This window comes from Streptomyces sp. NPDC101194, assembly GCF_044767885.1.
Lineage (GTDB): Bacteria > Actinomycetota > Actinomycetes > Streptomycetales > Streptomycetaceae > Streptomyces.
Window position 1 is genome coordinate 185,466 of sequence record NZ_JBIWOS010000013.1, and the last position, 23,971, is coordinate 209,436.

The following is a 23,971-nucleotide window of genomic DNA, read 5'->3' on the forward strand; positions in this document are numbered from 1 at the left end:
CGGCTCACGCCCTCAGCCTGGACGGCCCTCTGTGACTGTGTCTCCCTTTCGTGTCCTGCTCGTCGGCGCGGGCAGCATCGCCCGCGCCGTCCACATGCCTGCGTTCCTCGAACTCCCCTCGGACTTCCGCGTGGTCGGCGCCGTCGACACCGATCCCGCCACGGCCCGCTCCTTCGCCACCGACTTCGAGCTCTCCCACCATTCCACCGATCTCGCCGCGTCCCTCGGCGAGGTCCGTCCCGATCTCGTCGTCATCGCCTCGCCACCCGTCGCCCACCGCGAACAGGTCGTCGCCGCCCTCGGGGCCGGGGCCTGGGTGTGGTGCGAGAAGCCGCCCGCGCTGAGCCTCGCCGAGTACGACGCCATGACCGCGGCCGAGGGCGAGGGGGGCCCGTACGTCCCCATCGTCTTCCAGCACCGGTTCGGATCGGGTGCCGAGCACGCCAAGGCCCTCATCGCTTCCGGCGAACTGGGCGCGCCACTGGTCGCCCACTGCCAGACCACCTGGTACCGCGACGACGCCTACTACGCGGTCCCCTGGCGCGGAAAGTGGGCGACGGAGGGCGCCGGTCCCGCCATGGGGCTCGGCATCCACCAGATCGATCTGCTGCTGGAACTGCTCGGGGACTGGGCCGAGATCCGGGCCATGGCAGGCAGGCTGGCCCGTGACGTCGAGACCGACGACGTCACCACCGCCACCGTGCGCTTCGCCTCGGGCGCCCTCGCCACCGTGGTCAACAGTGCCCTCTCGCCTCGTCAGCTGAGCCATCTGCGCATCGATCTGCGGGACGCCACGATCGAGCTGAACCATCTGTACGGGTACGGGAACGGCGACTGGACGTACACCCCCGCGCCAGGTGTCGAACCCGGCCGGGCGGCCGGCTGGGCCTCCCCCGCCGAGGACGTTCCGAGCTCGCACAGCGCGCAGCTCCGTTCGCTCCTGGCCGACATGCGGGCGGGCCGGCGGCCCAGGGCGAGCGCCGGGGACGGCCGCCGTGCCCTGGAGCTGATCACCTCGATGTACAAGGCGGCACTCACCGGCCGCCCCGTCCTGGCCGGCGAGATCGGGCCGGGCGACCCCTTCTACCAGGCTCTGCACGGCTCCGTGCCCGGCTGGGCGCCCGAGGAGCCGGGGCGATGAAGGAGCGCGGGGACCACCGCGTCGACCGCGCCCTGCTGCTCACCTTCGACGACCGCCATGTGCGCGAATGGGCCGCCGCGGCACCGCTGTTCAGGCTCCACGGCGCCCGCGTCACCTTCTTCATCTGCGAGCCCGACCGGCTCGGCCGGGACGACGTGCGATTGCTGCGCCGACTCGCGGACGACGGCCACACCATCGGCTGCCACGGTCTGCGGCACGAGCGGGCGCCGGAGTTCATCGCCGCGCACGGCGCGGGCGCCTACCTCGACCGGGAGGTGGTGCCCGCACTGGAGTCGCTGCGCCGCCTCGGCTTCCCGACCCGGAGCTTCGCCTATCCGTGCAGTGCCCATGACCCGAGCACCGACCGGCTGCTCCTCACGCTCTTCGAGCGGCTGCGCGGCGGTGTGTCCGCCGAGCGCCGCGCCGATCCGTCCCTCGCCGCCGAACTGCACGTCCCGGCGGGCGACATCGCCGCCCGGCGGGTCCTGCTGGGGTGCTCGGTGGACTCCGGGCGCGGGGCCGTCGCGCACGGGGACGATCTGACCGGCGTGGAGACGGCCCTGCGCCGGACCGCCGACGACGGCGGCGTGACCACGCTCTACGCCCACTGCGTCGCCGACACCCATGAGGCCAATCATGTGACCCCGGCCCGCCTGGAGAAACTCCTGGCCCTGGCCGACGGGATGTCACTGCCCTGTGTGGGCTTCGACGAGCTCCCGTGAACAACCACCCCGTAGCGCACATTCATTCAGAGGGGCCCTTTCACCCATGCATGACGACCGCACACTGACCGAGGAGCGGCTCGACCGCGCCCTGCGCGAGCGCATCCGCCCCGCCGTCCATCCCCGCACGGCGCCCCTGGAGTTCGAGGTCTGGCACGCCCCGGGCGAACCGGTGCCGTTCGCCGAGGCGGTGGCCGGCGCCTACAAGCCCGGCGCGGTCGGCGACGGCTGGGGACCGGCCTGGGGCACCAGTTGGTTCCGGGTGACGGGCCGTGTCCCGGCCGAATGGGCCGGTGAGACCGTCGAAGCGGTCATCGACCTCGGGTTCGCCCGCGACCGGCCGGGGTTCTCCGCGGAGGCACTGGCCCACCGGCCGGACGGCACCGTGGTCAAGGCGCTCAATCCGCGCAACACATGGCTGAGGATCGGCGAACCGGTCGCGGGCGGCGAGGAGTTCACCTACTACCTGGAGGCGGCCGCCAATCCGGAGATCCTGGACGGTGTCAGTGCGCTCGGCGACCCGGAGACCGCGGGCGGCGAGCCGCTGTACCGCGTCGAACGGATGGACGCCGCGGTCTTCGACCGGCAGGTCTGGGAACTGGTCCAGGATCTGGAGGTGCTCGACCAGCTGATGCGGCAGCTGCCGCTCGGTTCGGCCCGGCGCTGGGAGATCCTGCGCGCGGTGGAAAGCTGTCTGGACGCACTGGACCTGGACGCCGTGGGGGCGAGCGCGAGCGCCGCCCGGGAACGGCTCCGCCCCGTGCTCTCCTCCCCCGCGCACGCCTCCGCCCACCGACTGTCGGCGGTGGGGCACGCGCACATCGACTCGGCATGGCTGTGGCCGCTGCGGGAGACGGTGCGCAAGGTCACCCGTACCACCTCCAATGTCGTCGCGCTGATGGACGACCACCCGGAGTTCGTCTTCGCGATGTCGCAGGCGCAGCAGCTGGACTGGCTGCGGGAGCATCAGCCGGCACTGTTCGCACGGGTCAAGGAGAAGGCCGCTGCCGGACAGTTCGTGCCGGTGGGCGGGATGTGGGTGGAGTCGGACACCAACATGCCGGGCTCCGAGGCGCTGGCCCGGCAGTTCGTGTACGGCAAGCGGTTCTTCCTGGAGGAGTTCGGGGTCGAGACCGAGGAGGTGTGGCTGCCCGACTCGTTCGGATACTCGGCGGCCCTGCCGCAGTTGGTGGCGCTCTCGGGTTCCCGCTGGTTCCTCACCCAGAAGATCTCGTGGAACACGACCAATCCGTTCCCGCACCACTCCTTCCTGTGGGAGGGGCTGGACGGCACCCGGGTGTTCACGCACTTCCCGCCGGTGGACACCTATGTGGCGGAGCTGTCCGGCGCGGAACTCGCGCACGCCGAGCGGAACTTCCGCGACAAGGGGCACGCGACACGCTCGCTGGTGCCGTTCGGCTGGGGGGACGGGGGCGGTGGCCCCACCCGCGAGATGCTGGCCCGTGCCGGGCGGCTCGCGGACCTGGAGGGCTCGCCCCGGGTGACGATCGAGAAGCCCGCGGACTTCTTCGCCGCCGCCGAGGCCGAGTACGACCGGCCGCCGGTGTGGCTGGGCGAGCTGTATCTGGAGCTGCACCGCGGTACGTACACCTCGCAGGCGCGGACCAAACAGGGCAACCGGCACAGCGAGCATCTGCTGCGGGAGGCGGAGCTCTGGGCGGCCACGGCAGCGGTACGGACGGGGCTGCCGTACCCGTACGAGGAGCTGGAGCGGATCTGGAAGAGCGTGCTGCTGCATCAGTTCCACGACATCCTGCCGGGGTCTTCCATCGCCTGGGTGCACCGCGAGGCGGAGGCGACGTACGCCCGGATCGCCGAAGAGCTCGAAGCCGTGATCGAAACGGCGCAGCGGTCCCTGGCCGGTGCTCCTGACGGCGGCGGCACGGTCGTCTTCAACTCCGCTCCGCACGAGCGGGCCGGGGTCGTCGCGGGAGGGGCGGCGCCCGCGTCCGGGCAGCCGGAGCGACCGGTGGAGGCCGAGGCGTACGACGGGGGCTTCCGGCTGGACAACGGACTGCTCCGGGTGACGGTGGACGCGCGGGGTCTGGTGGTCTCGGTCGTCGATCTGGTGGCCGGACGCGAGACGGTCGCCCCGGGCTGCGCGGCCAATCTGCTCCAGGTCCATCCGGACCTGCCCAACCGCTGGGACGCCTGGGACGTCGACTCCTTCTACCGCAACACGGTCACCGATCTCACCGAGGCGGACGCCGTGCGCCGCAGCGGCGACGGCGTCGAGGTGGTGCGTACCTTCGGTTCGTCCCGCGTCACCCAGCTCCTGACGCTGCGTACCGGGGCCCGGCGTCTGGACATCGACACCGAGGTCGACTGGCACGAGCGGGAGAAGTTCCTCAAGGCGGCGTTCCCGATCGATGTGCGCGCCGATCACTCCACGGCGGAGACCCAGTTCGGGCACGTCCAGCGGCCGACGCACACCAACACCAGTTGGGAGGCCGCGAAGTTCGAGATCTGCGCCCACCGCTTCCTGCACGTCGGTGAGCCCGGCTGGGGCGCGGCACTGATCAACGACTCGACGTACGGGCACGATGTGACCCGTACCGTCCGCGAGGACGGCTCGACCACGACGACGGTGCGGCTGTCGCTGCTGCGCGCACCCCGCTATCCCGACCCGGCGACGGATCAGGGGGTGCACCGGCTGCGGTACGCGCTGCTGCCGGGGGCGACCATCGGTGACGCGGTGCGCGAGGGCTGGCGGTTCAGCCTGCCCGAGCGCCGGGTGCCGGGAAGCGCGGTGGTGGCCCCACTTGTCTCGGTCGACGACGACGCGGTGGTCGTGACGGCGGTGAAGCTCGCGGACGACGGCAGCGGGGATGTGGTGGTCCGGCTCCACGAGGCCCACGGCGGACGGGCCTCGGCGCGTCTGACCACGGGCTTCGCACTGGCCGGGGCGAGGGTCGCGGATCTGCTGGAGCGTCCGCTTGCCGAGGAGTCCGCGGAGGTGGCGGGCGATGCGGTGCGGCTGCGGCTGCGGCCTTTCCAGATCCTGACGTTGCGGCTCACGCCGAACGACGACGTCTGAGTGGTACGGGGTGGGTGCGCGCCGCCGCGGTCCCGCCCCGTACCCTCTCTTCCATGAACGCTGGGGGGCCTGTGCGCCGAGTGATCGACGACCGTTTCGAGCTGGTGAACAGGCTTGGCAGCGGCGGCATGGGCATGGTGTGGCGGGCCCACGACCTCGCCCTGCATCGCGACGTGGCGCTCAAGGAGGTACGGCCCCCGGACCCCGCTCTGGCCGAGAACGACCCCGAGTCGGCGCGGCTGCTGCGGGAGCGGGTGCTGCGGGAGGCCCGCGCGCTGGCCCGGCTCGACCACCCGGGCGTGGTCACGGTCCACCACATCGTGGACGGCGGCGAGCACGCGTACCCGTGGATCGTGATGGAGCTGGTGCCCGGTGCCTCGCTCGCGGAGCGTCTGGCCCGGGGGACGCTCGGCCCGGTCGAGGCCGCCGAACTCGGCCGCGGGGTGCTGTCCGCGCTGCGTGCCGCCCATGCAGCCGGCATCCTCCACCGTGACGTCAAGCCCGCCAACGTGTTGCTGCGGACCGACGGCAGTCCGGTCCTCACCGACTTCGGCATCGCCGCGATCCGTGAATCGACCAGTCTGACGGCGACCGGCTCCATCATCGGTTCCCCCGACTACATGGCGCCGGAACGCATTCGTGGTGCGGAGGGCGATCCGTCGTCGGACCTGTGGTCGCTCGGCATGATGCTGTACGTGGCCGTGGAGGGCGTGCATCCGCTGCGCAGGGCGACCACGCTGGCGACGCTGGCGGCCGTGCTCGACGAGGAGATCCCGCCGCCCCGGCAGGCCGGTCCGCTGGCTCCCGTACTGAATGCGCTGCTGACCCGGGACACCTCGGCGAGGCCCGGTCCCGAGGAACTGGACCGGATGCTGGCCGCGGTGAGCGATCCGGCCTCGGCGCCCGGACCGGGCCGTGCGGCGCCGCAGGATGCCGTACCGCCTCGCCAGGCCCCGCCCGCCTGGCAGGACGCGGTGCCGCCCGGCCACGGCCAGGCAGGCCCGACCACCGTCCTGCCCACCGCCCCCGTGCGGCGCCCGCCCGGCGCGTACGGGCCCGGTCATCCGCCCGTCACCACTCCCCCGCCTCCCCGGCCCGGGACGCTGGGCACCCAGGAGATCCGTCGCCGGGTCCGGCGGGGCCGCGCCGTCGCGATCACCACCGCGCTCGCCGGGACCGCCCTGACCGGCGTCCTGGTCTGGTCGCTGATGCCCGACTCGACCACGGAGGCGGCCGGGAGCACTCCGTCCGCCCCGGACCGGACCCTCGGCGGTCCCTCGCCCGCCGAGGAGAAGGAGAGCCGGCAGAAGGCCGCGGCACCGGCCGGGAATCTGCTGACGCCCTCCGCGGCGCGGTCCGTCATCGCGGCGCTCGAGCCGGTGATGGGCGGTACCCGGGTCACGTCGTTCTCGCTGTACGACGTGCACGCGAGAGTCGAGGCCCCGGTCGCGAAGAACAAGGGCCTGTACGACGTCTTCACCTACCGGGACGGCAAGGCCGCCCGCGAACGCGCGGGCGGCACCCTCCGGCCGGACGCCAAGTCCGTGGATCTGGAGAAGTACAACTGGGACGCCTTGCCGGGGCTGATCCGCCGGGCGGACAAGGAGCTCGGCGTCGCCGAGCCCACCAGCCACTACGTGGTCATCGACCCGGCCTCCCCGTTCGACGACTACCAGCCGACGCTCAGCGTCTACGTCTCGGACGAGTACGGCGGCGCCTATCTGAGGGCCGACATCAACGGCAAGGTGCTCAAGAAGTACCCGCGCAACGGCTGAGCCCGCGGCGGCTCGGAGGCTGTCGGGCGGCCTTCGACCGGACAGCGGACGCGGTCCGGTGCGTGCGATGGCAAGGCGCCGAGAGGTCCTCGGACGGGGTCTCCCCCGCTCGAACGGAACTCAGAGCTCGGGGAGATGGGGGCACTGGGACGTTTCGGCGACGCGGGAAGCGCGCGTGCCGGGGGGCCGCCGATCGGAGGTCGCCCGACAGCCTCTCAGCCCAGCACCCGTACCAGTACCAGCAGTACGGCCGCGATCACCACACCCGACGCCAGCGCACGGACCCCGGCCGGAACACCACCGGCCCGGCGCTTCACCTCTTCCGCCGGCGGGACGAGGCTCGCCGCGCGGGCCAGCCACTCGCGCGGCGGGTTGTCGGGGACGACGACCCGCCAGGGCTGCTCGGGGTCGTACTCGACGACCGCCCTGGACCTGTGCAGCAGCCCTTGCAGATCGAGGGGGTGTCGGACCTCGATCCGGTACGGGGGCAGTTCGTCGGACACCACGGTCAGGTCGAAGGCGAACACCGAGTTCACGGCCTGCCCGTCGACGGCCGTCCGGCCGTTCTCCTTGTTCACCGCCCGCACCCCGTTGACCACGGCGGGCGCGAAGGCGCGGGGGCCGCCGGAGCGCAGCCCGAGGGCGGCGACGCCCGCATTCATGTCCTCGGCCGCCTTGCCGTACGCCGTCAGGACCAGGGCCGTCACGGGGAGCGCGAGCATCAGCAGCCAGCGCGGGCCGTTCACGGCGCCCTGGACGAGCGCGGCCAGCGCGAGACCGGTACCGAGCGCGGACACCACGGTGAACAGCCTGAAGAAGCCGCGCAGGGAGGACGCGGTGGAGGTCGGCGTGGTCATGAGAGGCGCAGTACCTTCCGGCGGGGGATGACGACTCTGGTGCGGTCCGGGTCGTCGGGGCGGTCGGCGTCGTACAGAGCGAGGACGTCCCGCTTGAGGGCGACGCGTTCCACGACGGCCGGGACCTCGTGGCGTACCCCGGCCGTGTCGGTGAAGACCACGGTGACCTCGCCGTACTTGCGGCCCACCGACCGCCAGCCCTCCAGCACCGCGTCGGCCGTGGTGCATTGGCGGGAGAGTCTGCGCAGCCCCCCGCTGCGCCGCAGGCTGACGGCCGCGCCCCACCATGCGGCGAGGCAGCCCGCGCCCGCGACGGACCACAGGAAGGTGAGCCAGCTGGAGACGGAGAACTCGCCGACCGGGAAGAAGATGTGGAAGGAGGTGGTGGTGCCGTACTCGACCAGGCCCTCCGCCAGCGCGGCGTGCCAGCCGGCGATCGCGGCGACGGCACTGAGCACGACCATCGCCCCGGGCGCGGCGCGGTGCAGGAATCGGGCGGAGAGCAGACCGAGGACGACGGCCGAGCCGATTCCGACGATCGGGGCTGCCGATGCGAACTGGTCGCTGCCGCAACCGCCGGTCCCGTCGCAGGTCCATCGCACGGAGACGGCCTCGTGACTGGCGATGTACCACATCATCCAGACCTGCCACACCATCAGCGCGCAGGCGACGGCCCGCATCACCTGCCCGTAGGCTCTCTGCCGCACCGTCCGCCCTCGCCCTTGCCACGTCTCGGAGCCATGACGTGCCCCGAAGGACCATATACATGGTGTCCACGGTCTGTCCGTGATCCACAACACCCACCGGACCGCGAGGGGGCTCAGCCGGTCTTCTCCAGGGCCTTCGGCACCCACCCCAGTTGCGCGGCCTCCTGGAACATGGCGCCGCCTTCGTGCCCGTTGAACCGGTAGACCTCCATCTTCTTCCTGCCGCGGTAGGCGTTGTGGGCGGCGAAGACCGTGGACGGCGGGCAGACCTGGTCCATCAGCGCGACGGAGAAGAGCGCGGGGGCGCTGCCGCGCGCGGCGAACGAGACCCCGTCGAAGTAGGACAGGGTGCGGAAGACGGTGTCCTCCTTGCCGCGGTGCATCTTGAGGTAGCCGGCGATCTCCGAGTACGGGTTGGCGTCGGTGAGGGTGACGGCCCGGCCGAAGTGGCAGAGGAAGGGCACGTCGGCGGCGACGGCAGCCAGGTCGGGGACGAGGCCGCCGACCGCGAGGGCGAGGCCGCCGCCCTGGCTGCCGCCGAGCGCGACGGTGCGGGCGGGGTCGGCGAGCGGGTGGGAGCGGGCCGCTTCCACGGCGCGTACGGCGTCGGCGTAGACCCGGCGGTAGTAGTAGCTCTTCGGGTCCTCGATGCCGCGGGTCATGAAGCCGGCGTGGGAGGGGCCGGAGCCGACCGGGTCGGGGGTGTCGCCGACGTTGCCGCCACTGCCCTGGCCGCGGACGTCCATGATGAAGTGGGCGAAGCCGGCCAGCGGCCACATGCCCCAGCAGTGCGGGAGGCTGCGACCGCCGTTGTAGCCGTGGAACTGGACGATGAGCGGCAGCGGGCCCTCGGCGTGCGCGGGAACGCTGAACCACCCCTTGACGGGGTGGCCGCCGAAGCCGGCGAACGTGGTGTCCCACGTGCGCATGCCGGTCAGCCCGGTGTCGACGGGTTCGAAGGAGACGGCGAGGTCGTGGGAGCGGGTCTCGGCCAGGGTCTTCGACCAGAAGGCGTCGAAGTCCTCCGGTTCGTCGATCTGCGGTCGGTAGTCGCGGAGTTCGTGGAGCGGCAGGTCGAACAGGGCCATGGGATCGGTCTCCTCGCGGTGGGACTCGGAAGAGTGTGACGTGCGACGGTGTGACATGGCGCGGCGGGACCGGGTGCTGTCAGGTGCACCCGGCCCCGCCGGTTCATGGGTGGGTCAGTCGGTCAGTTGGACGGCCCGCAGGCCGGTGGCGCTCTTGGAGTTGTTGGTGATGCCCGAACCCCACTCGGACCAGCCGCGCCCCCGGCCGTCGTCGTCGAAGTCGTTGACGGCGACGCCGAGTCCGATGGACGCGGTCGGCTTGCCGCTGAGGCCGAGCGAGGCCCACGGCACCGTCACCGTGTAGCGGGTGGTGGTGCCGTCGCGGGTGATGTGGGCGGTGGCACCCGGGGTCGGCCCGGCGTTCTGTCCGGACGGTGGCCGCCAGGTGTAGACCTGTGGCTCGCCGGCCACCAGCGAGGCGCCGACCTCGACGTACTGCCGGCTGCGGCCGGGCAGCTGGGGGGTGACGGCGAACTGGATGCTGTCGCCCTGCCACATGTTCTCGGCGGTGGTGGCGGGTTGGGCCAGGACGTTGTCGGTGATCTCGCCCTTCAGCACGAGCCCGGCGTCGGTGTACTGGGGCCGGATGGTGCCGGAGAGGTCGGCCGCACCCTGGTAGCCGCCCGCGAAGTACAGCTTGCCCTGAGCCGCGATGTCGATGGGCGTGGCCGTGTCCGTGCCTGCGGGCTGCACGGCGCCCCAGCCGTTCCAGGTTCCCATGGGGGTCCTGGTGCCGTCGGGGGTGCTGATGTGGGCGGCCGTCCAGTAGCGGTTCCAGGGCTTGATGTTGCGCACGTCCACGGTGTACGAGGTACTTGACTCGGTGCCGACCTCGATCGGTCCGTCGATGGTGCCCCGGTCCAGATAGGCGGTGCCCTCGTTCACCTGCCACTCCAGCTCGGTGAGGTCGAGCGCGGAGCGGGCGCGGTTGTTGGTGACGGTGACCTCGAGTCCGGCGGCGAACGGTGCCGCCTTCTTCACCACCGGGTCGAAGGTGACCTCTGTCGGGGGCACCACCTCGGTGTCGGCGGTGATCCGGCCGAGGGTCAGCCGTCCCGCTCCGACCGTGCCACTGACCGAACGGGCCCCGGTCAGGGACGAGGTGGGCAGTTCGACCGTCTTGCGGGTGACCCTGCCGGGTCGAGCGATCAACCGGTACTCGGCCCCGGCGATCCGGAAGTCGACGCGCGGCGGCATCGGGGTGTGCCCTTTGGTGCGGTCCACCTGGAGCACCGCGCCGACGGTCTCCTCCGTGTTGGAGCGCTTCGGCAGCGCCAGGGAGAAGACCGGGGCGGTCACGGCCTCGACACCGGTCACCGCACCCTTGACGTACAGCACCCTTCCGTCGATCCCGAGCTGTACCTTGCCGCCGGCCGGGGTGTAGGTCTTCGCGTGGCCCAGCTGGTCGGTGACGGTGACCGGGCCGGTGGCCGAGAGCTCCGCGGTTTTGGGTGTCGTCGCGGTCGTGTACAACGCCCGGACGGTGTCGGCGCCGGTGCCGAAGCGGTACGAGCGGACGGCGTCGGAACCGGCGTCGTCACGGCCGGTGTAGGCACGGCCCGCGATCTGGCGGATCAGGACGCCCTCGGTGACGACGGACGGCTTGGGCTGCCAGGCCTCGACCTCGGCGGTGGGGCGCTTGAATCCACCGAAGTTGTGTTCCTTGTCGGAGGCGTCGGTGCCGTCGTTGGTGAGGTCGTACCAGTAGTAACGATCGACACCCGAGGCGAACGAGAAGATCTGGGCACGCGGCAGGTACTCGGCCTGCACGGCCGGGGTGACGCCGTCGCTGTGGGTGGGGTACCCGTTCTCCGTGATCCACAGCGGGAAGCCCTTGCCGCCCGCCGCGTCCAGGTCGGCGCGCACCTGCGGCAGCTTCGCCAGGGCTTCCTCGGGCGGCCTCGGGTAGCCGTATTCGTGGACGCTGAGCGCGTCCATGTGGTCCAGGCCACCGATCGCGTACAACCGCTTGAGCCAGTCGGTCTGGAGACCGGCCAGGCCGCCGCCCACGACGGTGGCGTCCGGCACCTTGGCGTGCACCTTGCCGAAGCTCGCCTTCAGCAGCTTGAGGTAGCAGTCGGCGGTGATGCCGCAGGTGCCGTTGTTGAAGCCGGTCGAGTTGTACTCGTTGTAGATCTCGACCTCCTTCGTGGACTGCTGGTACTTCTCCACGACGGCGGCGGTGTACTTCCCGTAGGCATCCAGCGCCGCGTCGGACGCCGGTGTCCGGTTGTTGTCGTACAGGGGATTCCGGTAGGCGGAGATGGGCAGGGCGGTCAGCCCCTGCGTCTTGGCGTACGGGATGTGCTGGTCGGTGGAGTAACCGCTCCAGGTGTACTCGCCGGCGGTCTTCTCGATGGCACTCCAGTTGATGTCGGAACGTATCCCGTGCATACCCATCAGCTTGACCGAACGCAGCAGCTTCTGGTCGTCGCCGCCGTTCCACCCGTAGTGGATGCCGGTGCCGAAGCGGGGGTCCTTCTGCTCGTGGCCGGCCAGCGCGGTCAGCACACCGAAATTGGCGGTACGGGTGGTGGCACCCGCGGTCGCCGTGAGCGTGTAGTAGCCGCTGCCGAGCGTGGTGACGTCGACGGTGGCCGTGCCGCCCGACACGGGTGCGGTGCCCGACGCCACGGTCAGGCCCTGGTCGTCCATGGCCCTCCAGGCCACCGAGGCCTCGTCGGAGGCCAGGGTGATCCTCGCCTGTCCCTTGACGAAGATCAGGTCGGGCGAGGTGACGGTGAGGGTACCGGCCGCGTGGGCGGCGGGAGCCGCACCGGGCAACGGCGCTGCCACCAGCAGACAGCCGAGCAGCGCGGCGGCGGCGCCCCATGCGACGGGTCGTCCGGAGCGGCCCGTTATTCTGGCCGGAACCAGTGGGCCTGGCCGGATCGTGCCGTTCTTTTCCATCGAGGCATCCTCTCGATCGGATCGGCGCGGTGCGTATCGGTGGTTCCCGGGTGGTGGTGTGCTCCGTCGGCTGTACCCCGGCGGAGCACGCCGGCCCGTGTGCCGTCGGCAGGCACCGCTGCCGCCGTCGGCCGCGCGGACGGGGTCCGCGCGTGTGCCCGGGTGGAACTCATCCCTTGAGGCCGGTGAAGCCTCCCCCTCCGCGTACGATCTGCCGCTGGAAGATCAGGAACAGCACGAGCGGTGGCAGGATGGCGAGCAGCATCCCGGCGATGAGCAGCGACTGTTCCGCCGTTTCCGCGAGACGCGGCAGCGCGGCGGAGATGGGCTGTTTCTCTGTGTCCGGGATGACGATCAGGGGCCAGAGGAAGTCCTTCCAGGAGTTCATGACCGTCAGCAGGGTCACCACCGCGAGGATCGGTCGCGACATGGGCAGCACGATCCGGCGGAAGATGACGAACGGGCCCGCTCCGTCGACCTCGGCGGCCTCGAAGAGTTCACGCGGGATGCCGTCGAAGAACTTCATCACGATCAGCACGGTGAAGGCGCCGGCGGCGTGCGGCAGCCAGACGCCCCAGGGGCTGTTGGCGAGCGAGATGCCGAGGCCCGGCAGGTCGAGCACGGTGAGGTAGAGCGCGACCAGGGAGATGGAGCCCGGGATGAAGAGGGTGGCGAGCACCATCCATCGCACGGGCGCCGCCCACTTGGGGCGCAGCACGGCCAGCACGTATCCGCCGGTGGTGGCGACGACGAGGTGCGCGACGACCGAGCCGGTGACCAGGACCACGGTGTTCCAGAGGTACTGGCCGACCTGCAGTTCGTTCCAGGCGTGGGAGAGGTTGTCCCATTGCGCGTGACCGGGCCAGAGCGCCAGCGGATCGCGCAGCAGCTCCTGGGTCGGTGAGACGGCGCCCTTGAACGTCCAGTAGAGCGGTGCGGCTCCGAAGGCGAGCAGCAGCAGGAACGAGAGGGTCTGCACGGAGCGGAGCGAGACGCGTACGGAGGTCCGTCGCCGGTCGGCGTCGGATATGAGTCCGCGTCCGCTCTCCTCGGGACGGCCGCTGCGACGGGGGCGAAGGGGGGTCTGTACGGCCATCAGTTGCTCCAGTTCCTCGTCGCCCGCAGATAGATCGCCGAGAGCGCGCCGAGCACGAGGGCCAGCATCACACTGAGCGCGGTCGCGGCTCCGAAGTCGCCGTTCTGGAAGGCGTAGTCGTAGATCAGCATCAGGACGGTGAGAGTGGAGTCCTCCGGGCCGCCGTCCGTCATCACGAAGGGTTCGGTGAAGACCTGCAGGGTGCCGATGATCTGGAGCAGCAGCATGATCAGAACGACCCCGCGCAGCGACGGCAGGGTGATGTGCCAGACCCGGCGCCAGATGCCCGCCGCGTCGATCTCGGCCGCCTCGTACAGTTCGGCCGGTACGGAGCCGAGCGCCGCCAGATAGATGATCACCGTGGAGCCGAAGCCCGCCCAGGTGGCTTCCAGGACGATCGACAGCATGGCGGTGTCGGTGGACTGCAGCCAGGGATACGGACCGAGGCCCACATGGGCCAGCAACTGGTTGAACAGGCCGCCGTCCGGATCGTAGAACACCTTCCAGAGCAGGACGGAGACGACCGGGGGAATCGCCACCGGCAGGTAGGCGAGGATGCGGAACAGTGTTCCGCCGCGGCGCAGTTCGGCGATGAGCACCGCGAGGAAGAGCGGCACCGGGAAGCCGATCGCCAGCGCGAGCAACGCGAAGAGCGCGGTGTTCTTGACGGCCGTCCACAGCAGCGGGTCTTCCAGCACGTGCCGGAAGTTGTCCAGGCCCACCCAGGTGGCGGGGCCCACCAGATTGGTCTGCTGGAAACTGAGCCGCACGCTCTGGACGATCGGCCACCAGGAGAAGTAGGCGAAGCACAGCACCATCGGCAGGCCGAACAGGATGGTGGTGACACCTCCTTGCCTGACCCAGCGGACGACGCGTTGCCCCGGGCCGCCGCGACGCGGGGAGGCGGTGCGCGGCAGCCCGTCCGCTGTCCGCGGCGCAAGGGGGGCGGCGGAGCGCTGCCTGCGCGTCCGGTTCTTCCGGGTGCGGTTCCCGGCGGGCGCCGCAGGTGCGTGGGACCTGCTCATTGACGTCTCCTCGCCTCTTCTCGTGCTGTGCTCATGCCTGATGTACCGGACACGCTCTGGGGACGTGTCTTCGAACCGGCGTCGTTCGGCCGGAGGCCGGGCCGCGGCGTCCGGCGCGTGCGACCGCACGGCGGAGGATCGCCCTCGCACCCGACGTACGTGGACGGCTCCGACAACGCTGCGAGCGTGCGTGCCACGCGTCGCGCGGCAGACGGCAGTACGAAGACACGGCCTAGCGCTGCGCGCGCTCCACCTGGGACGTGACCTGCGAGGCAGCCTTCTTCAGCTGTTCGGCCGGGTCGGCGTCCCGACGTGTCAGTACGGCCTGCACGGCGCTGTCGAGTGCCTTGTAGACGTTCTGTGCCTCGACGGGCGGCTCGATGGCCAGCTCGTACTCGTCGAGCGCCTCGGTGTACGGGGCGAAGTGTGCGACCGGCACGTTGGCCAGCTTGTCGATCGCGGCCTGGACGGGGGCGGCGACGGCCGGCGTGTAGAACGGGACGGTCGGCGCACCGACGACGGCGCCGTCCTTCTTCATGGACGCCGCGCCCTTCTCGCCGAGCGCGACGTCGTACTTGGGGGCGAGGTAGTAGAAGTCGATGAACTTCGCCGCGGCCTCGCGCTGTTGCGGGGTGGCCCTGGGGCTGACCACCGCGACGGCGCCGCCGGCCAGGGTCCGCTTGCTGCTGCCGTCCGTGGGCATGGCGGAGAGCCCGATGGTCTCCGGATCGCCCTTGTACTGCAGGACGTAGTGGTTGATGATGCTGGGCCCGGCGATCGTCATGCCGATCTTTCCGGCGGAGAAGTCCTTCTCCATGTCGGAGATGTTGCGCAGTTGGTTCCTGCCCATCGACTGATCCGTCCAGCGCATCTCCTTGAGCGTGTTCAGGGACTTCTCGGCGCCGCTGCCGGACCGGTCGAAGGTGTTGGCCCACTTGCCGCCGGACTCCTCCTGCATGCTGTCGCCGAAGGAGTAGGCCATGGCGGTGAGCATCCAGCCGCCGGCGTTCTCCTTGGTCATCTGGGCGTAGCCGGTGGCATCGGTCTTCTCGGAGATCGCCTTGGCCGCGGCACGGACCTCGGGCCAGGTGGCCGGCGGCTTGTCGGGGTCGAGTCCGGCCTTCTCGAAGAGATCGCGGTTGTAGACCAGTCCGAGCGCGTACTCCTCGGTGGGTATGCCGTAGATCTTGCCGTCCAGGCCCTTCGCGGCGCCGAGCACCACCTGGTTGAAGTCCTCGCTGTGCTTCAACCCCTTGAAGTCCGCGGTGAGATCGGCGATCTGCTTGCGCTTGATCAGGCTCGACATCTCGGTCAGCGGCACCCGGACGACCGTCTCCAGGCTGCCGCCGCCCACCTTGGTCCGGAAGCTCTGCTGGTCGTACTGGTACTCGTTCGTCTTGATCCTGATCTCGGGATTGGCCTTCTCGAACTCCGCCACCCGCGCGTCGAAGATCTTGAGTGCGGCCGCGCTGGTGGCCGGCGGGCGCCCGGAGACCGTGATGGTCACCGTGCCGTCGGCGGCGTTGTCACTGCCGGAACCGGAACACGACGCAAGCACGCAGACGAGCGCACCCGCGGTGACGCCCGTGAGAGCGGTGCGCAGGGAGGGTCTCATCGGGGACTCCATTCAGGGGCAGACCGGAAAGGGGCCGGAAAGCGTTTTCCAGCCGGGGTCACCTTGCACCGCCCGATATCGCCGCGTCAATGGGGGTGAGGAGCGGATTTGCGCCCCCGGGTTCCGGTGCGCCCCTTGCCGAGGCGGTGACATCGACCTAGCCTCTGGAAAACGTTTCCCGCACATTGCCGAAGATCGTCGGCCCGACGGTCGCGAGCTGGAGGACATCCCGTGCACCCTGCCTGGTCGGCCGCCGAGTACGACCGCACCCTGCTGCGAGCGGCCCTTTCCGAAGGCGACCGCTGCTGGGACCCCGACGCGAACCTGCTGCACATCGAAGCCCCTTACAACCCCATCCACACCCACATCAGGAGCGGCCTCGCCCACCCCACCCGCAACTCCCTGCAGTACGCGCTGCTCCTGCTGGAACGGGATGGTGCGGGCGACGCCGAGCGCGCGCACACCGTGATCCTGCGCATCGCGGAGCTCCAGGACCGGTCGGTGGAGAGCGCCACCTACGGCATCTGGGGCTACTACGCCGAGGAGTCCGCGGCGGAGATGGACCCCGCCGACTGGAACTGGGCGGACTTCCTCGGGATCCAGCTGCTGCTGGTGCACGCCCGGCACGGCGACCGCCTGCCCCCCGCGGTGCTGCGGGAGGTCCGGGAGTCGGTACGGCACGCGGCGGCGTCGATCGTCCGCAGGAACGTCCACATGTCGTACACCAACGTCGCCGTGATGGGCACGTTCGTCACGCTCGCGGCCGGCAGCCTCCTCGACGACGAGAAGCTGTTCGCGTACGGCAAGGACCGTATGGTGCGACTGTGCGAGGCGATCGACACGACCGGCAGCTTCACCGAGTTCAACAGCCCGTCCTACTGGGGCGTCGTCCTCCAGACCCTGACCCTGATCAGGGAGCACGTACGCGACGAGGAGGTGCTGGTCCTCAACGACCGCCTGCACGACCGGCTCTGGCTGCACTTCCTGGCCCGCTGGCATCCGCCGACCCGTCAGCTCTCCGGTCCGATGGCCCGTTGCTACAGCAATGACCTGGGTGTGCCGCCGTTCCTGGTGAAGGCGGTACGCGGGGTGCTGGGCACCCCGGACGTCCACCCGGTCCGGGGGGAGATGTCGGTCGGAGTGGACTCCTGCGTGGACTACCGCATGCCCGACTGGGCGCTGCCGCGACTGCTGGAGCTGGAAGGTGAACGCGAGCACCGGGAACTCTTCACCGAGGGCCCGTCGCCGGAGACGGGAACCACCTGGCTGGACGCCGTCACCACGCTGGGCAGCGTGAACCACCAGGACACCTGGCTGCAGCGGCGCCCGCTGTTCGGCCACTGGGTACGTCCCGACGGCACCCCCGGGCATCTGCACGTCCATCTGCTGAAGAACGACGGGGCGGAGGACTTCGACTTCGCCTCGGGGGTGATCTCCACCGTGCAGAGCGGCCCGCATGTCGCCTGGCTGACAGGCTTCGCCTGCCCGGCGGGCGACCGGCACCACCACCTCGACATGATCCGGCCGGGTGACCGGTTCCGGGCGCGGTCGCTGCGGCTGGTGGTGGACGTGATCGGCGCACCGCCCGTGCCGGAGACCTCCGCGGTCGGCGGCGCTGTCGATCTCGATCTGGGGACGGCACGGCTGGCCTTCAGGCTGGCCGGGGGCAGCTTCGGCGGCCGTGGGCCGATGGTCCGGGTGGTGCCGCGCGCCGAAGGAATGCGGATCGAGGTCGTCCTCTTCGAGAGCGAGAGCCCGGCAGAGCTGGACTGGGCGATGCTGGGCGACACCTTCGCCGCGGGGTCTCTCTCCCTCGTGCCGTCCGCCACGGGGCCGACCGGCGGGCAGGTGCCGGACCCGGAGGTGGACGGCGTCGGCGCCTGCGCAGAGGTGCGCTGGACGACGCCGCAGGGGCATCGGCTCACCTTGAGCGGCGGCCGGTCGGTGGTGTCCCGCGAGGAGCACGCCGCGCTGTACTCCGCGACGCTGGACGGCGCGACACCGCCCTCGCCCCGTCTGTCGAAGTCCCGGCTGGTTCCTTAGACGTCCGAGGCCCCGCAGCGGCGCAGGACCGGTGCGGGGCTCATCGGCAGGAACCGGAGGGGGCGACGCGCCACGCGCCGCCCCCCTCGTCCGCAGAGGCCACGTCTGCCCTCGTGCAGCGAGTCGGCGGACGGATCCGGTCGGGTGACAGGCGCGTCGGAGTCCCTCCGTACGCGGGATCCGCATGACGGGGGAGCCCGGACGACCGCCCGGTCGTGCGCCGGCGCCGTGACGGCTCGGCCCGTCGCGGCGGGGGACGTGACCCCGTGACGGACGCGACGTCGCCGGCGAAGAGATCGGCGGGCCGGTCCCGGGGACCGGCCCGCGCCCGAGCCCTCACCGATCCGAGGGGGCTCAGAGGGCTGCTCCGGGCCCGCTGCCGGCGGCCCGACGCCTGCGGACGGCCGTCACGAGGCCGGCGCCGGTCACGACGGTCAGGCCCGCGAGTCCGCCGAGGCAGGCCAGGACCAGCGTGCTGGTGCCCGTCGAGGCCATGGTGGACGCGGCCGGTGTGTTGTCTCCGGCGGCCTTCCGGACGAGATCCGCGACAGTGTCGGGGTGCGACACCATCGCGACGTGCGAGGAGTCGACCTCGACCGTGTGGGACTTGGCGCGCTTGGCCTCGTAGCGTTCGAGGTCCGGGGCGATGGCCTTGTCACGGGTGGCGACCAGCGCCCAGGACGGGATGGTCCTCCAGGCGGCTCCCGCCGCCTTCTCCATGAACGCGGCCCCGTTGATGGGGCGTTGGGCAGCGGCCATCACAGCGGTGGTACCCGACGGTACGTCCGCCGCGAAGACGTCGTGGAACTTGGCGGGCCGGATGTACAGGTCGGCCCCTTCCCCGCCGACGGCGTCGGCGTCCGGGAACGGCACCGGTCTCAGTGCCGCGTTCAGCTCGCTCCCGGCGAACTTCGCCGACAGATCCGCGAGCTTCTCCCCCTTGTCCGGCATGAGCGCGGAGACGAACACCAGTGACTTCACGTGCGGGTTCCCCGCGGCGGCATCGCTGATCACCGCACCTCCGTAGGAGTGCCCGGCCAGCACGATCGGGCCTCTGATGCTCTTCAGCACACTGGCTATGTAGGCGGAGTCATGGGCGAGCCCGCGCAGCGGATTGGCCGGGGCCATGACTTCGTAGCCGGCACGTTGCAGTCGTTCCGTCACGCCGTTCCAGCTCGACGCGTCGGCGAACGCGCCGTGCACCAGCACCACCGTGGGCTTGGCACCGGCCGCATCTGCGCCGCCGTCGGCCGCGACGGCGGCAGGGGCGGCGAGAGCCGCCGTGGTGAGCGTGGTGGCGACGATCCGCGCGCGACGCCCGGGTATCCGTGTCCGCGGGGCGAGGAAGGCCGAGACGGTCATGCTGTTCTCTCTTCGTCGAGGAGCGGTTGGTGGGCCCAGCGTTGCCAGGCCCGACGGGAACGGCGCGACACGAGAAGCAGGCGGGTGAAAGCGGCCGACCGTCCGGGTGAGGCGCGGGCGACGCGGAGTGCCGACGGGTGTCACCGGGCCGCGCCGCCCCGCTGTCACGGGGCGCGGCGGCGGACCGGGGGAGGTATCCCGGAAGCATGGATTCCCAGCCGTTCCTGCAGTTGCGACGGAAGACCCGAAGGCGCAGGAACGCTCTCGTCGCGATACCGTTCGGGTCGTCCGGGTGACGACGCGGCCATGGTCGCCATCGAACGGCTTTTGGCCTCCGGCATGATGCCGTCCGCCCGCGCCGTCTCAGCTCCGGGTGCCTCGGAGCCGTCGCGACACGGCGTGCAGCCAGGGATGACGGTCGTGCACCTGCGCGGAGCGCCGGTCGAGCTCCTTGCCGAGGCGTTCCGTGCGCTTGTCGATGTCGAGCTCGTCCAGAATCCGGTCGACCTCCGCGAGCAGGGCCCCGTGCAACTGCCATTGCCCGGGGTGTTCCGAGACGTCTTCGAGGAGCAGATCCGCCACCCGGTCGCGGGTCTCGCGGCTGACGGCGAGTGCGCGGGCCAGCCGGTCCTCGGCCTCCTCGGCGTTCTCCGCGACCGGAGTGGTGATCAACTCCGAGAAGCTCTCGATGGCGTCGGCCATCTGTCCGAACAGCTGCCTGAGGGATTCGGCCACGTCTGCGGGGAACAGCGTCTCGTCGGTACGGGCCTTGGCCAGGTCGGTCAGCGTGCGTGACAACACCCGCAGCACCACGGCACAGATCTCCAGGGTGTCCAGTCCGGTACGGAGCACGACCCGGTACAGCAGCCCCTGCCTGACCCGCGGATTGAAGGTGAGGCCCTCCTCGGCCTGCCGCAACGAGGCGTCGACCTCCACGATGTCGTGGTCCAGCCGACGGGCCTCATGGAGCCGGTCGGCCGCCCGTTGGACGGAGATGTGCCCGTCCACGTCCTCTCCCATCGCACGGAACATGCGCCCCATCGCCCTGGCCAGACTGTCGATGGAGGCGCCCGCGGACTGCACCCACACGGGCGGCGCGAAGAGCAGGTTGAACAGCAGTCCCACACCTGCGCCGATCAAGGTCTCCAGCACACGGTCCCACGCGGTGGAGGCGACCTGGGCCACACCCAGTACGAGCATCGCGCTGATCGCCACCTCGGGCACGAACTCGTCCACCCGCACCAGCCGCCCGACGATCAGCGAAGCGAAGATCGTCAGTCCGAGACTCCACCAACTGAGGCCGACCAGGGAGCTGAAGGCGGTGGCGATGAGCACGCCGACGACGACGGAGTTCACCCGGCGGATCCCCGTGGTGAGGGTGGCGTAGAGGGTGACCTGCACGACGAGGAGCGCGGTGAGCGGTGCCGTGAGCGGTGCCGGATGCGGAAGGGTCCACACCGCCACGACGTAGGCGATGACGGCTGCCGCCGTGGAGCGCAGGGTCTGCGCTCCGACCGGCTCGGTGGTGCGCCGGACAAGCTTGATCACGGGTGCGGATACTCCTGGCATCTCTTTCCCATGCCCGCCGGTGCACCGTCGCAGCGCCCCTGCGCGCCGAACCCCACCGTACGGACGTGCCCGTCCGGTTCGGCTGCGCCCCTTCCGTACCTGTGCCGGCGCAGCGGCCGAGGCGGTCGCGGCTCAGGAGTGCGGATCGAGAGTGCCGATCAGGTCCCGGCATGTGGTGGTGGCCCGCATCTCGTCGGCCAGTCGGCCGGCCCGCGCCCGGTACGACGGATCCTTGAGCAGGAGTTCGGCGGCGGACCGGATGCGGGCGACGTCGTCGGGACCGAGCACCGCCGAATCGTTCGCCGGACCACCGGTCGGGGTCACGGCAAGTCCCGCACCCGCCCCGGTGACCAGCAGGGCGTTCACCGGTTGGTCGGCGAAGAGGGGGACGCAGACCAGCGGGACACCTGCTGCCAGGGCCCCGAAGACCGTCCCCGACCCGCCGTGGCAGACCACGAGCGAGGCGCTGCCGAGGACATCGGCCTGCGGCACCCACGCCTCCGCACGGACATGGGGCGGAAGCGGTCCGAGGCCCTGCAGATCGGTGCCGCGGCCCGCGGTGAGCAGTACCCGTACCGGCAGCCCGCTCACCGCCTCCAGCACCGCCCGGTACAGGGCGTTGGAGGTCGGCATGGCACCCGCCTCGGTGCCGAGGGTGACGTAGACCAGAGGCTCCGCGCTGCCGCCCCAACTGTCCGGCAGCGCACCGGGTCGCGAGAGCTCGTGGTAGCGGTGGGTCCGGGCGTACGGGGAGGGATCGAGGGAGGCCGGCAGCCGCGTCAGATACGGGGACGCGCGGAGCCGATCCGTGATGCCGGGGCCGTACGGTTCGAGCACGGCGGCCAGCAGTGCGTCGGTGGACCGGGCGAAACGCGCGGCCGAGACCGCGACCCGGGCGTGCGGAATGCCCTGCCGCTCGGCGGCCACCACCGACGCGAACTCATAGGCCTCGTGCAGCACCAGGTCGGGCCGCCACGTGCGGCAGGCCTCCTCCAGTGCGGGAAGCATCGCGGCGAGACCGAGCCGGCCGAACACCTCCGTGGTCATCAGCGAAACGCCCTCGTCCGGGGGAAGTTCCAGGACGCGCTTCATCACCCGCGTCAGTTCTTCGCGGGGCGGCTCGCCGCCGATGCGGTACGGCTGTTCCCTGGCCGCCAGTGTCTCCTTCAGCCCCGGCGGGGCGACGACGAGGACGTCGTCGCCCCGGGCCGTGCACGCGTCGATGAAGGGAATGAGGGGGTGGAAGTGACCCGACCCTCTGGTCGAGGCGAAAAGTACACGCATGGGCCCGAGACTAGGGAGCGCCGCCTCTTGCCCGCAGGACCACTTTCCGCCTGATTTCCGGCTCGTCGAAGCGGTGCGGACGCCGCCCGCGTCAGGCCGGCCGGCCGTCGGCGGGCCGCCGGTCCTGCACCTTGATCCGGTACAGCCACAGCAGCACCGCCACCACCAGGACGGCGAGCGCCACGCCCAGTTCGGTGTAGCCGCCGTACCCGGTGATGGAGAATCCGGTGGCGCCCACCACCAGAACCACCGTGAGGAAACCGGCGAGCGTCCAGGCCAGCGGCACGAAGAACCGGGGCAGCCGGATGGGCCGCACGGCGTCGGGCCGGTCCCTTCGCAGCAGTGCGAAGCCGGAGACCGCCAGCACATGGGCGAGGATGTACCCCAGGTTGCCCGTGACGATGATGGCCAGCGGGGTCTGAAGCACCGTCAGCACGAAGACGTTCAGCACCAGGGCCACCAGCAGGGCCCGGACCGGCACGCCGCGCCGGTTCAGCACCCCCACCTGCTTGACGGTGAGTCCCGCCTTGCCCATCTCGTACAGCACCCGGGAGCCGTCGGCGAGGCCGGTGATCATGATGAGCAGCAACGAGGCGATCAGGAAGACCACCATGAGGTCGGAGGCACCGCCCACCAGATCCTGGAAGGCGCCGACGAAGAAGGTGGTGGGCTCCTCGCCGATGGTCTTCTCGCCGACGTATCCCGACAGGGTCAGCGGCAGCAGGATGAAGACCCCCAGGGAGAACAGCACCCCTGCGCGCAGGGCCCGGGTGGTGTCGCGCACCGTGTCCTTGTACTCGGGTGCGAAGGTCGCGCACACCTCCACACCGAACGAGGTCCACGCCATGACGTACAGCCACACCAGGGCCTCGCGCAGTCCCGCGGCACCGTGCAGGTTCCAGTGCAGGCCCTGCGCGCTCCAGTCACCGGAGAACAACGGCAGGACGATGAAGACGGCGAGCGGGATCAGCAGCGCACCGCCGGTGACGTAGACGACCCACATGGCGACGTGCAGGCCGATCATCGCGGCGCCGAACAGCAGCAGCATGACGAGCAGGCCCACCGCTATGGGGAAGTCCACCTTCAGCGGTCCGAACTCCACGCTCCAGTCCTGGCCGGGGAACCACTGGGCCCGGACGAAGGAGCCGATGAGTCCGGAGTAGACCGCGAGGGCCGTGGTCCAGGGGAACCAGTAGCCGATGCTCGCGATCGGGCCCACCACGGGCGCCCGCTTCTTCCAGCCCTCGGTCGCGTAGTGCGCGATGCCTCCGGAGGAGTCGGGGAACATCGCGGCCAGTTCGGTGTAGATCCAGTTGGTCGCCGTGGCCAGCACCATCGATGCGGCCCACAGGGCGATGGCGCCCCAGGCGCCGAGACCGCCGATGGAGGCGCCGAGCGAGGCGATCAGCGCCGCGGGCATGGTCAGCGACATCGCGAATCCGTCGAACCAGCTCATCTTCTTCGGCAGTGCGGCCGCCGTTCCCGACGGGGGCGAGGGATCGGACGAGGGCGGGGCTGGAGTCTGCGGCTGGGATGACATGGCGTTCCCCTCAGGGTGGGCGCAGGCAGGAGTGCCGATGTGGCCTGGTTATAAGGGAGGCGAAAAACGCCTGTCAATACTCATGAATGAGCAGTGATCGACTTTGTCGATTGCTGATTCAGCAGTCTTGACAGTCCCTGATTGCTCGGCGAGTCTCCAGTCATCGCTTCGCACCGGAC

At 70.8% G+C, this 23,971-nt stretch carries 16 protein-coding genes; 5 read left to right on the forward strand and 11 right to left on the reverse strand.

The genetic code is table 11. The features are described 5' to 3' along the window. The first annotated feature begins 37 nt into the window (after window positions 1–37). The 4 genes from ACIRP2_RS35125 to ACIRP2_RS35140 are packed head-to-tail and all read left to right on the forward strand — an operon-like array spanning window position 38 to window position 6,696. Window positions 38–1,141: a Gfo/Idh/MocA family protein gene (locus ACIRP2_RS35125; RefSeq protein WP_404257556.1), complete on the forward strand. Its 1,104-nt coding sequence runs from the start codon at window positions 38–40 to the stop codon at window positions 1,139–1,141. Next, window positions 1,138–1,863: a polysaccharide deacetylase family protein gene (locus ACIRP2_RS35130; RefSeq protein ID WP_404257558.1), complete on the forward strand. Its 726-nt coding sequence runs from the start codon at window positions 1,138–1,140 to the stop codon at window positions 1,861–1,863. The genes ACIRP2_RS35125 and ACIRP2_RS35130 overlap by 4 nt, the downstream gene beginning before the upstream one ends. A gap of 46 nt (window positions 1,864–1,909) precedes the next feature. Then, window positions 1,910–4,921 (forward strand): alpha-mannosidase, encoded by a 3,012-nt coding sequence (locus ACIRP2_RS35135; protein WP_404257560.1) that lies wholly within the window; start codon window positions 1,910–1,912, stop codon window positions 4,919–4,921. Window positions 4,922–4,974: 53 nt separating this feature from the next. Continuing rightward, a complete protein-coding gene (locus ACIRP2_RS35140; RefSeq protein WP_404257562.1) occupies window positions 4,975–6,696 on the forward strand; it encodes a protein kinase in 1,722 nt (573 codons plus the stop codon). A 215-nt stretch (window positions 6,697–6,911) separates the two neighbouring features. Here ACIRP2_RS35140 and ACIRP2_RS35145 read toward each other — a convergent pair whose 3' ends face one another. The 7 genes from ACIRP2_RS35145 to ACIRP2_RS35175 all read right to left on the reverse strand — a co-directional run bounded on the left by ACIRP2_RS35145 (window position 6,912) and on the right by ACIRP2_RS35175 (window position 15,994). Next, window positions 6,912–7,553, reverse strand: coding sequence for a hypothetical protein (locus ACIRP2_RS35145; RefSeq protein ID WP_404257564.1), 642 nt, complete (start codon window positions 7,551–7,553; stop codon window positions 6,912–6,914). Then, window positions 7,550–8,260 (reverse strand): hypothetical protein, encoded by a 711-nt coding sequence (locus ACIRP2_RS35150; RefSeq protein ID WP_404257566.1) that lies wholly within the window; start codon window positions 8,258–8,260, stop codon window positions 7,550–7,552. The genes ACIRP2_RS35145 and ACIRP2_RS35150 overlap by 4 nt, the downstream gene beginning before the upstream one ends. A 113-nt stretch (window positions 8,261–8,373) precedes the next feature. Further along, window positions 8,374–9,348, reverse strand: a complete 975-nt coding sequence (locus ACIRP2_RS35155) for an acetylxylan esterase (protein WP_404257568.1) — start codon at window positions 9,346–9,348, stop codon at window positions 8,374–8,376. Between the two features lie 114 nt (window positions 9,349–9,462). Continuing rightward, complete coding sequence (locus ACIRP2_RS35160; RefSeq protein ID WP_404257570.1) at window positions 9,463–12,258, reverse strand: hypothetical protein; 2,796 nt, start codon at window positions 12,256–12,258, stop codon at window positions 9,463–9,465. A 169-nt stretch (window positions 12,259–12,427) separates the two neighbouring features. Continuing rightward, window positions 12,428–13,354, reverse strand: coding sequence for a carbohydrate ABC transporter permease (locus tag ACIRP2_RS35165; RefSeq protein WP_404257572.1), 927 nt, complete (start codon window positions 13,352–13,354; stop codon window positions 12,428–12,430). After that, the gene (locus tag ACIRP2_RS35170) at window positions 13,354–14,379 is read right to left on the reverse strand and encodes a carbohydrate ABC transporter permease (protein ID WP_404257574.1); all 1,026 of its coding nucleotides are present in this window, start codon (window positions 14,377–14,379) and stop codon (window positions 13,354–13,356) included. Before ACIRP2_RS35170 ends, ACIRP2_RS35165 begins: the two co-directional genes overlap by 1 nt. A gap of 232 nt (window positions 14,380–14,611) precedes the next feature. Further along, complete coding sequence (locus ACIRP2_RS35175) at window positions 14,612–15,994, reverse strand: ABC transporter substrate-binding protein (RefSeq protein WP_404257576.1); 1,383 nt, start codon at window positions 15,992–15,994, stop codon at window positions 14,612–14,614. A 231-nt stretch (window positions 15,995–16,225) separates the two neighbouring features. Here ACIRP2_RS35175 and ACIRP2_RS35180 point away from each other — a divergent pair, with 231 nt between their 5' ends. Next, window positions 16,226–18,037 (forward strand): hypothetical protein, encoded by a 1,812-nt coding sequence (locus tag ACIRP2_RS35180; protein WP_404257578.1) that lies wholly within the window; start codon window positions 16,226–16,228, stop codon window positions 18,035–18,037. Window positions 18,038–18,391: 354 nt separating this feature from the next. Here ACIRP2_RS35180 and ACIRP2_RS35185 read toward each other — a convergent pair whose 3' ends face one another. The 4 genes from ACIRP2_RS35185 to ACIRP2_RS35200 all read right to left on the reverse strand — a co-directional run bounded on the left by ACIRP2_RS35185 (window position 18,392) and on the right by ACIRP2_RS35200 (window position 23,792). After that, complete coding sequence (locus ACIRP2_RS35185; RefSeq protein WP_404257580.1) at window positions 18,392–19,399, reverse strand: alpha/beta fold hydrolase; 1,008 nt, start codon at window positions 19,397–19,399, stop codon at window positions 18,392–18,394. 363 nt (window positions 19,400–19,762) lie between these two features. Beyond that, complete coding sequence (locus tag ACIRP2_RS35190; RefSeq protein ID WP_404257582.1) at window positions 19,763–20,968, reverse strand: aromatic acid exporter family protein; 1,206 nt, start codon at window positions 20,966–20,968, stop codon at window positions 19,763–19,765. 132 nt (window positions 20,969–21,100) lie between these two features. Continuing rightward, on the reverse strand, window positions 21,101–22,252 hold the full coding sequence (locus ACIRP2_RS35195; protein WP_404257584.1) for a glycosyltransferase: 1,152 nt from the start codon (window positions 22,250–22,252) through the stop codon (window positions 21,101–21,103). A 91-nt stretch (window positions 22,253–22,343) separates the two neighbouring features. After that, the gene (locus ACIRP2_RS35200) at window positions 22,344–23,792 is read right to left on the reverse strand and encodes an APC family permease (protein ID WP_404257586.1); all 1,449 of its coding nucleotides are present in this window, start codon (window positions 23,790–23,792) and stop codon (window positions 22,344–22,346) included. Window positions 23,793–23,971 lie beyond the last annotated feature (179 nt).